This window comes from Citrobacter sp. B72, from assembly GCF_016894305.1.
GTDB classification, from domain to species: Bacteria; Pseudomonadota; Gammaproteobacteria; order Enterobacterales; family Enterobacteriaceae; genus Citrobacter; species Citrobacter portucalensis.
Window position 1 is genome coordinate 2,458,256 of sequence record NZ_CP069801.1, and the last position, 12,381, is coordinate 2,470,636.

A 12,381-nucleotide genomic window follows, 5' to 3' on the forward strand; every position below is an offset into this window, starting at 1 on the left:
GCTATTTGATAAATTAATAATAAAGACATGTTAACAAACATAGGCTCGTAACATGTCATATCGCCTGAGTATTCTGGATAAAAGCCCCATCGGGGAAGGTGAAACTGCCGCGACCGCGCTTTCCCGTACGTTGCGCCTGGCGCAACTGGCAGAAGAGTGGGGGTACCATCGTTTCTGGATCGCGGAACACCATAATACGGCACAGCTGGCCAGCCCATCGCCGGAGCTGGTGATCGCCTGGATCCTCGGGCAAACCCAGCATATCCGCGTAGGTTCCGGCGGCGTAATGCTGCAACATTACAGCCCGTACAAAGTGGCGGAAAACTTCAATCTTCTGGCATCGCTGGCTCCTGGACGTGTCGATCTCGGCGTAGGGAAAGCCCCTGGCGGCTTACCGCTGTCGACCCAGGCGTTACAGCATGGGCTGCATCAGGAAGAAAAAGGCAGTTTTGCCGACCAGCTTTCTTTGCTTAACGATTGGCTGGCGCTGAGCGGAACGGAAAGCGGGGAAACGGTATTCCCGACGCCAATTCCACCGATTTCACCGGAAAAGTTTGTACTGGGAGCCAGTGTGCAAAGCGCGCAGTTAGCAGCGCAATCCGACTGGGATTTCATCTTCGCAGCTCACCTCAATGGTGACAAAGCGTTATTGCATGACGTTTTGTCCTTCTGGCAGAGAAACAGTGCACGCCCGACGATAGTCGCCGTGCAGGTAATTGTGGCTGACAGTTACGACACCGCTGCGCAACTGGCGGAAAACGTACAAATCTGGGGCGTGGAGCTGGAAGATGGTCAACGTGTCACGGTAGCCAGCGAAGAACAGGCGCTGGCGTTTGCCGCTCAGTCTGGCAGCCCACCACGCAAAATCGCGCGTCGTGAGCAGGCGTTGCTATATGGTACCGCTCAGGAGGTGATGGCAAAGCTGAATGCTCTGCATACGCAATTTGGCATTGACGAGTTCATTATCGACACGCCAGTGGCGCAAGGGCATGCGCGTCTGACATCGCTGCGTTTGTTGGCGCAAGCCCATAACGCCGTGGAGGTGCTCTGATGACTCTCGGCTCAACGCTGATCGACTGGCGTCGTGAACTACATCAGCATCCGGAGCTTTCCCTGCAGGAGGAAGCAACCACGGCACGCATTCACGCCTGGTTGCACGCTGCGGACGTCGACATTCTGCCGTTCGAGCTGAAAACCGGTCTGGTAGCGGAAATTGGTCAAGGAGAAGATGTCATCGCGCTGCGGGCGGATATCGACGCGCTACCGATAGAAGAAAGCGCCGACGTTCCGTTTCGTTCACTCACGCCGGGCGTGATGCATGCCTGCGGGCATGACGTCCATACCAGCGTCATGCTTGGTGCAGCACTGCTGCTAAAACAGCAGGAAATAACCTTACCGGGGCGAGTCCGTATTTTGTTCCAGCCAGCTGAAGAGAGTTTCGGCGGCGCAAAAACGTTGATCCGCGCCGGTGCGCTGCAAAACGTAGCGGCTATTTTCGGTATGCACAATGAGCCCGGTTTGCCGGTGGGCGAATTTGCCACACGCGGCGGCGCATTTTATGCCAATGTCGATCGCTTCGTACTGCGCATTAATGGCAAGGGCGCACATGCGGCGCGTCCGCATGAAGGTAAGGATGCCATCCTGCTCGCCAGCCAACTGGTAACGGTGCTGCAAAGCGTTGCCAGTCGCGACGTTAACACGCTGGATTCGGTGGTGCTCAGCGTGACCCGTATTCAGGGAGGAAACACATGGAACGTTCTGCCGGAGTCCGTTGAGCTGGAAGGGACACTCAGAACGCACCGAACCCAGGTACAGCAGCAGGTTAAGGCTCGGGTTAATGACATTGCCGCCGGATTTGCCCACGCCTTTGGCGCACAAATCGACGTAATCTGGCATGCGGGACCAACCGCGTTGGTAAATGATGATCGTTGGGCCGATATTGCCACCGCGGTGGCGAAACAGTCAGGCTATACCACCCACCATGCCGACCTGCATATGGGCGGAGAGGATTTTGCCGTCTACCTGCAAAATACGCCTGGCGCATTTGTCAGTATTGGCAGCGCCAGTGAATACGGATTACATCACCCGGGATTCAATCCGGACGAGCGTTTAATTGAACCTGCCGCGCACTACTTTGCGCAGTTAGCAAAAACGGCATTCGCACACCTTTAAGTTTACCTGTTGGGTAGGGGTTATTATGGCTGAAAATCGGCAACTACGGCTCGGCACTATTCTACATGGCGCATCGGGAAATATGTCCGCATGGCGCCATCCGGTGGCTCAGGCTGATGCCAGTATTAATTTTGATTTTGTCAAAGAGACGGCGCTTATTGCGGAAAAAGGGAAGCTGGATTTTATTTTTGTCGCCGATGGTCTGTATATTAATGAAAAATCAATCCCGCACTTTTTAAATCGTTTTGAGCCGCTGACAGTATTATCCGCTTTGGCCAGTATCACCCAGAATCTGGGGCTGGTTGGCACGGTGTCCACATCATACAGCGAGCCGTTTACGACCGCACGGCAGTTCGCTAGCCTGGACCATCTCAGCCAGGGACGCGCGGGTTGGAACGTGGTGACGTCGCCTCTGGAAGGATCGGCAAAAAACTATTCTCGCGCTCAGCATCCAGAGCATGCCCAGCGTTATCGTATTGCCGATGAATATTTACAGGTAGTGAAAGGGCTGTGGGATTCCTGGGAAGAAGATGCTTTCACCCGTAATAAAACAAGTGGAGAATTTTTTAATCCGCAAAAGCTGCATACGCTTAACCATCATGGAGATTATTTCCAGGTCGCTGGGCCATTAAATATTGGGCGTACACCACAAGGCCGTCCGATTATATTTCAGGCGGGCGCTTCAGCAGATGGCAAGAAATTAGCGGCGCAGCATGCTGATGCCATTTTTACCCATCAGGAGTCGCTGGCAGAGGCTAAAGCGTTCTATCAGGATGTAAAAAGCCAGCTGGAAGTCGCCGGACGACATCCCGATCAACTGCATATATTCCAGGGCGTCAGCGTTATTGTTGGCGACAGCGCAGAAGACGTTGAGCAGCAGTATCAGACTACCGCTGCGCTGGTCTCCGTTACTGACGCGCTGAACTATCTTGGCCGCTACTTTGAACATCATGATTTTGCCCAATATCCGCTGGACGCACCGTTCCCGGATCTGGGCTCTCTCGGACAAAACAGCTTTCGCAGTACGACTGATGAGATCAAACGCAACGCACGCGAGCGTGGTTTAACACTTCGTCAGGTTGCTCTGGAAGCGGCCAGTCCACGTCCGCGTTTCAGCGGCACGCCACAACAGGTTGCCGACGGCCTGCAGCAGTGGTTCGACGAAAAAGCCGCAGACGGTTTTATCATCCAGGGTGGCACGCCGGATACCTTCCCGCGTTTTGTCGAACAGGTTGTCCCTGTGCTTCAGGCGCGCGGCCTGTTCCGCCATGAATATCCCGGTACGACCCTGCGCGCAAGCCTGGGATTAGCGACACCTGCAAATCAATTCACACAATAAGAGAAAAACGCTATGCAGAAAAAATCAGTATTTCTCGCGCTGTCACTGGCTTTCAGCGCGACCGTTTGGGCAAATGAGGTGACGATTAACGGCACCGGCGTAAGCCTGGAAGCCAATAAAGCGCCAATCAATACAGCAAAAAACCCGCAGGCGATCGCGCAGTTGCCCGCAAACTTGCACCTGGCCGTACCGGGCAAATTCACCGTGGCGATTGCCGGGCTCAGCCAGCCACCGCTGACCGTTTTTGCCGATGACAATAAGACGTTGATCGGCAGCGAGGCGGACATCGCGCGTCTGGTGGCTGACAGTCTGGGACTGGAACTCAACGTTGTTCCTACGTCATGGGAAGACTGGCCGCTGGGCGTCACTTCCGGCAAATACGATGCCGCGATCAGCAATATTACCGTCACCAAAGCACGCAAAGAAAAATTCGATTTCGCGACGTATCGGAAGGACTCTCTTGGCTTTTATGTCAAAACCGGTAGCAAGCTGAAGAAAATCGAGCAGGCGGAAGATATCGCAGGACTACGCATTATCGTCGGTTCGGGGACTAACCAGGAAGCCATTCTGTTGGCCTGGAACGATGAGAACGTGAAGAAAGGGTTACAGCCGTTTACGCCGGTGTATACCAAAGATGATGCCGCGCAAACCCTGGCCCTACAGTCGGGCCGCGCCGATGCGTACTTCGGTCCTAATGTAATCGGCGCGTGGAAAGCTGCACTTAACGGTAAAACGCAATTAGTGGGTAGCGTTGATGGCGGTTGGCCAAAAGCGGCACATATCGCTGTGACGCTGAAAAAAGACAGCGGCCTGGTTCTGCCGGTACAAACCGCCCTCAACGGCGTGATTGGCAACGGCGACTATGACAAGGTGCTGAATCGCTGGGGAGAAGGGGTGGAACGAATTCCACAATCTGAAATCAACCCGGCCGGTTTAGGCGACTAAGGAGGTCATCGTGAGCGATCAATTTCGCGTGCTCTCACCGGAAGCCAGCGAGCTGCAGCCCATTTTGAACGGTCTGTTCGGTGAATATGCCGCCCGCTATGGCGATTACTTTTCTCGCGACGCTGAAGTGGAACTGACCGAATGGTATCTGGCACCGCAGGGACTTTTTGTGGTACTGGAGCGCCGCGGCGAAATTATCGCCACCGGGGCTTACAAACCTTACGATAAAGATACCGCCGAGATTAAGCGCATCTGGACAAAAAACAGCCTGCGTCAGCAGGGGCTGGCGGCGCGCGTGGTGCAGGAACTGGAACGTAGAGCGCTGCTCGCAGGCTACAGCCGGATTTATCTGACCACGGGATTTCGCCAGCCGGAGGCCGTCAGACTTTATTTAAGCCAGGGCTACGATCCGCAATTTGATACGACGCGCGATCCCGAAGAGTACAGCCTGCCGCCGTTTGATGGACGGCTGCGCTTTACCAAACTGCTGACTATTGCCGGTCAGGCCAGAATCGCCTGAGGAGAGAAAATGAAAACGACAGATAGCATTAGAGTCGTACCGGCACGTTATCCCATGCGTACCGTAGGCGCGGTCATTGCCTTATTTGCCCTTGCGGTAATTCTCCAGTCCGTGGCGTTTAATCCGCGCTGGGAATGGAGCGTGTTTGCCCGCTGGTTCTTTGATCCGGTTATCTTGTCCGGCCTCGGGCAAACGCTGTTACTGACGCTGATCGGGACGCTGTTGAGTATTGTCATCGGCGGTCTGCTGGCGTTGGCGCGGCTTTCATCTTCCTGGCTGTTGAACGGTCTGGCATGGGGATACATCTGGCTGTTTCGTTCGTTACCGCTGATTGTGGTGCTGATCGTTTTGTACAACTTCTCCTATCTGTACGACACGTTGACGATTGGTATTCCGTTTACTCCCATTCAGTGGGGAAGTTTTGAGACCATCAATGTACTCGGTCAGTTTTCCACTGCGGTGGTTGGCCTGACGCTGGTGCAAAGCGCCTATACCGCTGAAATTATTCGGGGTGGATTTTTAGGGGTCGATCACGGTCAGTACGAGGCAGCGGCAGCACTGGGCTTACCAGCAGGGCGACGTACGCTGCGGATTATTCTGCCGCAGGCGCTGCGCACCATTTTGCCTGCTGGATTCAATGAAATCATCAGCCTGGCGAAAGGGACGGCGATGGTATATGTGCTGGCAATGCCGGAGCTGTTCTACACCATCCAGATGATATATAACCGCACGCAGGAAGTGATCCCGCTGCTGATGGTGGGTGCGGTATGGTATCTGGTGATCACCAGCGTCCTGTCGTTAATTCAGCACCTGGTTGAACGTGCGTTGGCACGCAGCGAACGACGTTCAGCGATCAACACAGCCCGGGTGAGTCGAGCAGAAAAACGCAGTCGTCAACGTCCACAGCAGGAGGCCGTCCATGTCCCGCTCGCCTGAAGGCCATATTTCTATTACCGGCGTTAGCAAATACTTTGGTCGCCACAAAGCGCTGGATAATGTGTCGCTGGAGATCCCTCCCGGTACGGTAACGGTTATTCTTGGCCCGTCCGGTTCAGGGAAATCCACACTCTTGCGGGCCATCAACCATCTGGAACGCGTCGATGAGGGGTTTATTCAAATCGATGGCGATTACATTGGCTATCGTCGGCAGGGAGACAAGCTGTATGAGCTGAAAGAGGCGGAAATTTTGCGCCAGCGCGTTAACGTCGGCTATGTGTTCCAGAACTTTAATCTGTTCCCGCACTTAACGGTTCTGGAGAATCTGATTGAAGCGCCCATTGCGCACGGACTGGCAACGCGTAAAACCGCCACCGAGCGGGCATTAACTCTGCTTGATGCGGTAGGGTTACGGAATAAAGCCGATGCCTGGTCGCGTCACTTATCCGGAGGTCAGCAGCAGCGTATCGCTATTGCCCGTGCGCTGGCGTTAAATCCGCGCGTCATGCTGTTTGATGAGCCTACATCTGCACTGGATCCTGAACTGGTCGGTGAAGTACTGGATGTCATTAAAGCGCTGGCGAAGTCGGGAACCACGCTAGTTGTGGTAACGCATGAGATTGGCTTCGCCCGGGAAGTGGCGGATCAGGTGGTGTTTATGGTCGATGGCAAAATCGTCGAGCAGGGCAGCAGCGAGCAAGTGCTGAATCATCCACGCCACACGCGCACTCAGCAGTTTTTGTCGAAAGTGCTTTGAGACACATTGCGGCACAAGGCTGTGCCGCACAGGGGTTATACAGTGACGACGATTTTGCCTACCTGGCCGTTGGCTTCCATGTATTGATGTGCTTCGACGATATCATCAAAGGCAAAGGTTTTATCAATCAGCGGCTTGAGCTGGCCAGACTGCAATCCTTCAAAGATAAACCGTTTCGCCCGCGCAAGTTTTTCTGCGTCCGAGGTGATTTCGAAAATCTCATAGCCGCGGAAGGTCAGATGACGACCGAGTATCTCAATGACCGGGATAGAAAGGTCACGTGAATCAAGCGAACCATACTGGAAAAAGAGCCCACCGGCTGGCATCACTTGGGCAATTTTTGCCACCGCTGGGCCACCGACCGGATCGAACACCACGCGGGTTCCTTTACCCTCAGTAATCCGCTGAATCTCGGCCACCAGATCCTGCTCCTGGCTTGCAATAACCTCTGCCGCGCCCAGTTGCAGCAACTGATCACGTTTCTCACTGGTCCGTGTCATCGCAATCGGTTTTGCTCCCCGCATGTTAGCAATCTGAATTGCCGCCAGTCCGACGCTGCTGGAAGCAGCATTGATCAGCACGTTATCACCGGGCTTAATATCCGCATATTCAACCAGCGCACCGAAAGCTGTCACATACATCATCCAGCTGGCAGCAGCCTCGGTAAAGCTTAGGTTTTGTGGATGCTTTACGACCGCGTGAGCGGGGGCATTAACGACTTCACCATACATTCCATATTGATGAAAGCTGAATGCCGGGATGACGCTAACGTAATCACCAGGTGCAAACTCACGTACGTTGTCTCCCACTGATTCAATGACTCCGGCAGCTTCATAACCCAGTCGCGCCGGGAAATTAGGTTGGTAAATATACTGTCCGGTGCGGTACATAACTTCCGCACGGTTGATACCAATAGCCCGCACGCGGATCTGAACCTCGTTTGCATCAGGTGCGCGAACCTGCATCTCCTGAATCTTCAGGACTTCAGCGCCACCAATTTGATTAAAAACTACGACCTTAGACATAGCAGACCTCAGTAAATTGTTCTGTATTGGGTCTGCACAATTTAACGACTCAGATGAGAGTGAAAAACCGCTGTTGCGGAACTTCACTATTACTTATTTTGTAATAATCCCTGAATCCGTGGTTTTTGTTGGCTAAAAAGTTCGCATAACCAGTCAATGAATACCCGAACCCGAGGGGCGAGATGACGTCTGTCCGGGTAAAGCACCGAAACTGGTTTTGATTCTCCGGTATAATCGGCCAGCACCTCAACAAGCTGGCCTGACTGAAGATAGGGAGCAAGGACAGCATGAACGCCACGTATAATGCCGAGTCCAGATAAGCAGCCGGTCAACAGAATATCGGAGTTATCAACGCTTATCCGCCCTGCGGGGGTGAACGATTCGGTTTTACCTTTATTGACGAAGGTCCACTCCAGCGCTTCGCGGTGACGCTCGCTGAAAAAGTTAAGTGCCTGGTGTCGGGATAAATCCTCTGGCGTCTGCGGTACGCCATGTTGTTGCAAATAATCCGGTGACGCACAGGTCACCATCTTTACTTCACCGAGTCGCCTGGATATCAGGGAAGAGTCTTGTAACTCGCCGATACGGATCATGCAGTCGATACCTTCGGCAAGCATATCGATTCTACGGTCGGTGGAGGTGAGTACCATCTCGATGTCAGGATATCGCGACTGGAAATCTTTCAGCGCAGGAACTAACACGGAGTGCGCCAGCGACAGAGGTGCATTAACCCTGAGTTTTCCGCGTGGCGGGCGGGCAGGTGAAAAAGAAGCCATGATGTCATCAACGTCACTGAGCAGGATTTTTGTGCGTTGGTAAAAGGCATCACCTTCTTCTGTCAGACTCACTTTACGAGTCGTGCGGTTAAGCAACTTTGCCCCCAGGTCGTCTTCAAGATGTTGGATAGCTTTGGTCACCGCAGGGCGGTGCAGGTGTAACACATCTGCGGCTCTGGCAAATCCACCTTGCTCAACAACCTGTATAAAAATGGTCATATATTCAAACATACTGGAACGCATTGCTTATTCTCCCCCGGTATTCGACCATTGTTATTATGAAAGTAATAATCATGCCTGCATAGGTTGCCGAATGCTGCTCTACACTTAGGGTTTTAACGTTGGGGGTTGCAGCATGATTAAGGTCTATGGGGTACCGGGCTGGGGATCGGCCATCAGTGAAGTGATGCTCACACTGGCGGAGATCCCTTACAGCTTTATTGATGTGGAAGGTTTTGACAGCGATGGTCCTTCGCGGGAGTTGCTTAAAACAATGAATCCGCTATGCCAGGTGCCCACGCTGGTACTGGAAAATGGCAGCGTGATGACGGAAACGGCGGCGATCGCGCTGATGATCCTCGATCGTCGCCCTGAACTTTCACCACCCGTTGGACACGCCGAACGCCAGCAGTTTCAGCGTCTGCTGATATGGTTGGTGGCAAATGTCTATCCCACGTTTACCTATGCCGATTATCCTGACCGATGGGTACCGGACGCCCCGGCGCAGTTGAAAAAGAACTGTATTGAGTACCGTAAATCCCTCTATATGTGGCTGAACAACCAGCTAAGCGCCGAGCCGTACGCATTGGGGGATCAGCTAACACTGCTGGACATTTACATTGCCGTTATGCGCACCTGGGGACCAGGGCATGACTGGTTTCAGGACAACACGCCGAATATTAGCGCCATCGCCGATGCGGTTTGTCAGCATCCGAGGCTGCGTACCGTACTGAAAAGCAATAAGATTATTTGAGTAAAAAACGCTGTTCCGCAGGAGTGCAAATCCCGGAACAGCGGGCGAACTATCGCCATAAGTTTTAAATTACGCGACAGAAGGGGTCAGCGTAATACGATCCAATGGACCCACGATAAACAGATAGGAAACCAGGCCGATCAGCCCCATCGAACCGACGTACAGAATGGCGTAATCAAAAGACTGGGTATTCGCCAGAATGATGCCGATCACCAGTGGCGTGATGATACTGGCCATATTGCCGCACATATTGAAAACGCCACCTGCAATACCGAGCACTTCTTTTGGCGAGGTATCGCTAAGTACGCACCATCCCAGATTGCCAAAACCTTTGGCGAAAAACGCCAGACTCATCGCCGCGATCACCACAAATTCTGACGAGGTGTAGTTGGCGATAACGATGACGCAGGAAAGCAGCATTCCGCAGATAACCGGCAGCTTACGGGCAATCGTCAGGCTGTAGCCGCGCTTTAAAAGCCAGTCGGAGAAAACACCGCCTAATAATCCACCGATAAAACCGGCAATGGCAGGGATACTGGCGACAAACCCCACTTTGAGGATCGACATGCCTTTCGCCTGATACAGATAAGTAGGGAACCAGGTCAGGAAGAACCAGGTAATGGATGTCACGCAGAACTGTCCGATATATACGCCAATCATCATGCGGTTGACGCAGACGCTTTTAATTTTCGCAAAGGTAATCTTCTGTGGTTCTTTTTTATTACCCAGCGACGGTTCACCACCGCCTTCCCGAATATAGTCAATTTCCTGCTGGTTCACCTTTGGATGATGCATTGGATCTCTGACTTTGACCAACCAGAAGATGCCAAGAATAACGCCTATTGCCCCAATGTAATAAAACACAAAGTGCCAACTGAGATTATGCAAAATAATCGTCATTAGCGGTGTAATAATCCCTAACGAGATATATTGCGCGGCCTGATAGACAGAGGTAACAAAGCCCCGTTCGTTATTAGGAAACCACTGCACGCTTAATCGGCTGTTGGCCGGAAAGGCCGGAGCTTCAATCGCACCCATCAGTAATCGTAAGATAATCAATACGACAAGCGGGCTGGCGTACAGATAAATGGTGCCCTGAAACATAGTGACCAGCGACCAGCCAATCAGTGCGCAGCCGTATACCAGACGCGAGCCATAGCGATCCAGCAGCCAGCCGCCGGGTAGTTGCATAATGACATAAGAAATACCGAAGGCAGAAAAGGCCAGCCCCATTGCTTCAGGATCAAAACCTAATTCTTTGCTCATAATCGGCGCCACGACGGATAACGTCGCGCGATCGGCGTAATTAAATACGGTCGCAAGAAACAGAAATATCAGAATGCCGTAACGCACTTTTGTACGCTTTATTATTGTGTTCATCACCCACTCCTTTCATAAGGTTGAGAGCGTTTTTGTAGGGGAGGATGGCGGGTATTGCTTACCCGCCAAATTAATTAAGGACGTTTGCCAAACTCGCAGGTTAATTGCGTCCAGCGGCGCGCCTGCTCGCTGATGCTGAAGCCCAGACCGTGACGATCGGAAACCCACATCCGGCCATCGCGCAGCTCAAGTTGTTCGTTAAATAACGGGTTCAGCCATTCGAAATGCTCCAGCCATGGTTCAAGCGGATAAGCGGCGGACAGATGCAGGTGAACTTCCATAGCGAAGTGCGGAGCCAACTTGCGACCATGTTTAGCCGCCAGGTCCATAATTTTCAGGAACGGTGAAATCCCTCCCACACGCGGTGCATCGGGCTGCACAAAATCGCTGGCATTGCCGAGGATCAGCTGTTCATGTTCGCGGAAGCTGGTCAGCATTTCACCGGTGGCAATCGGGGTATCAAGCGCGGCGGCCAGTTGGGCGTGGCCTTCAACATCGTAGGCGTCCAGCGGCTCTTCAATCCAGATTAGATTGAACTGCTCCATTTTACGTCCCATACGGATGGCGGTTTCCCGATCCCACTGCTGATTGGCATCGACCATTAGCGGGAAGTCATCCCCCAGCGCTTCACGCACCGCGGTCAAGCGGCGAATATCCTCAGCGCAGTTTGGCTGACCAACCTTGAGTTTGATACCACCAATGCCGTTTTCACGGGAAATAACCACGTTTTTTAGCACCTGATCCAGCGGCGTATGCAGGAATCCGCCGGAGGTGTTGTAGCACTGCACGGAGTCCCGATGCGCGCCAAGCAGTTTTGCCAGCGGCAATCCTGCACGCTTGGCTTTCATATCCCATAATGCGATATCGATAGGGGAGATGGCTTGTACCGCCATGCCGCTGCGCCCCACGGAAGCGCCAGCCCACAGCAGTTTGGTGTAGATCTTGTCAATGTCGTTTGGATCTTCGCCTAACAGGTTATCGGCAATTTCTTTGGCATGCGCATAGATTCCCTGGCCGCCAGCCCGCTTGGAGTAACTAAATCCCACGCCTTCAAACCCGTCGCGGCTGCGGATCTCGGCGATGATTATGGCGACTTCAGTTAGCGGTTTCTGGCGACCGGTGAGCACTTTGGCATCGCTCACGGGTGTTGCCAGAGGAAGGAAAGCCAGAGACAGTTTTACCCATTCAATACGGTCACCGGTTTCTGCTGCGGTTTTAGCGTTAGCCGATTTGGCATAGGTCACGGCATCGGAATTGGCACTTAAAGACATATTGTTCTCTCCTGGTGATAACAAATGATTGCGCTAACATTAAAAATGATAGCGCAATCACTGCGCCAGCGAATTGACTGCGATTTGAACAATTGCTCACAAATTCAGAGAGAAAAGGGGGGTAAATTATAAACGACGTCACATTCCAGTACTTTATGGAGAAATGCACAAATCATTGTGATTGCGCTATCATTTTGGATGGCAGCTTAATTAACTAAGCTGCTGTTTTCCCTGCGTTATTACCGATCGACGCTGGCAATAGCCAAAATCATGATGAATAATGCCAG

General features: G+C 52.8%; 10 protein-coding genes and 1 pseudogene. 7 read left to right on the forward strand and 4 right to left on the reverse strand.

Annotation, left to right across the window (positions count from 1 at the left end; all coding sequences use genetic code 11):
• Positions 1 to 52 precede the first annotated feature (52 nt).
• From JQN59_RS11735 to JQN59_RS11765, 6 genes and pseudogenes are all read left to right on the forward strand, one after another.
• Complete coding sequence (locus tag JQN59_RS11735; protein ID WP_149607248.1) at positions 53 to 1,051, forward strand: LLM class flavin-dependent oxidoreductase; 999 nt, start codon at positions 53 to 55, stop codon at positions 1,049 to 1,051.
• Positions 1,051 to 2,172 carry an amidohydrolase gene (locus JQN59_RS11740; RefSeq protein ID WP_048227597.1) on the forward strand — a complete coding sequence of 374 codons (1,122 nt, stop codon included), beginning with the start codon at positions 1,051 to 1,053 and terminating at the stop codon, positions 2,170 to 2,172. Before JQN59_RS11735 ends, JQN59_RS11740 begins: the two co-directional genes overlap by 1 nt.
• A 25-nt stretch (positions 2,173 to 2,197) precedes the next feature.
• Positions 2,198 to 4,456, forward strand: a pseudogene (locus JQN59_RS26960) (NtaA/DmoA family FMN-dependent monooxygenase).
• A gap of 10 nt (positions 4,457 to 4,466) precedes the next feature.
• The gene (locus tag JQN59_RS11755) at positions 4,467 to 4,976 is read left to right on the forward strand and encodes a GNAT family N-acetyltransferase (RefSeq protein WP_149607246.1); all 510 of its coding nucleotides are present in this window, start codon (positions 4,467 to 4,469) and stop codon (positions 4,974 to 4,976) included.
• 9 nt (positions 4,977 to 4,985) lie between these two features.
• The gene (locus JQN59_RS11760) at positions 4,986 to 5,912 is read left to right on the forward strand and encodes an amino acid ABC transporter permease (RefSeq protein WP_008784820.1); all 927 of its coding nucleotides are present in this window, start codon (positions 4,986 to 4,988) and stop codon (positions 5,910 to 5,912) included.
• Positions 5,896 to 6,669, forward strand: coding sequence for an amino acid ABC transporter ATP-binding protein (locus JQN59_RS11765; protein WP_149607245.1), 774 nt, complete (start codon positions 5,896 to 5,898; stop codon positions 6,667 to 6,669). Before JQN59_RS11760 ends, JQN59_RS11765 begins: the two co-directional genes overlap by 17 nt.
• Positions 6,670 to 6,704: 35 nt before the next feature.
• Here JQN59_RS11765 and JQN59_RS11770 read toward each other — a convergent pair whose 3' ends face one another.
• Together JQN59_RS11770 and JQN59_RS11775 are read right to left on the reverse strand one after the other, a co-directional pair.
• A complete protein-coding gene (locus tag JQN59_RS11770) occupies positions 6,705 to 7,694 on the reverse strand; it encodes a zinc-dependent alcohol dehydrogenase family protein (RefSeq protein ID WP_149607244.1) in 990 nt (329 codons plus the stop codon).
• An 89-nt stretch (positions 7,695 to 7,783) separates the two neighbouring features.
• Positions 7,784 to 8,713, reverse strand: a complete 930-nt coding sequence (locus JQN59_RS11775; RefSeq protein WP_149607243.1) for a LysR family transcriptional regulator — start codon at positions 8,711 to 8,713, stop codon at positions 7,784 to 7,786.
• Between the two features lie 112 nt (positions 8,714 to 8,825).
• On the opposite strand from JQN59_RS11775, the gene JQN59_RS11780 reads away from it, so the two are divergent.
• On the forward strand, positions 8,826 to 9,443 hold the full coding sequence (locus tag JQN59_RS11780; RefSeq protein ID WP_103014870.1) for a glutathione S-transferase family protein: 618 nt from the start codon (positions 8,826 to 8,828) through the stop codon (positions 9,441 to 9,443).
• A 69-nt stretch (positions 9,444 to 9,512) separates the two neighbouring features.
• Here the strand turns inward: JQN59_RS11780 and JQN59_RS11785 are convergent, their stop codons facing one another.
• Both JQN59_RS11785 and JQN59_RS11790 read right to left on the reverse strand, forming a co-directional pair.
• Positions 9,513 to 10,823 carry an MFS transporter gene (locus JQN59_RS11785; RefSeq protein WP_149607242.1) on the reverse strand — a complete coding sequence of 437 codons (1,311 nt, stop codon included), beginning with the start codon at positions 10,821 to 10,823 and terminating at the stop codon, positions 9,513 to 9,515.
• A 74-nt stretch (positions 10,824 to 10,897) separates the two neighbouring features.
• A complete protein-coding gene (locus tag JQN59_RS11790; RefSeq protein ID WP_032943493.1) occupies positions 10,898 to 12,094 on the reverse strand; it encodes an L-talarate/galactarate dehydratase in 1,197 nt (398 codons plus the stop codon).
• Between the last annotated feature and the right edge of the window lie 287 nt (positions 12,095 to 12,381).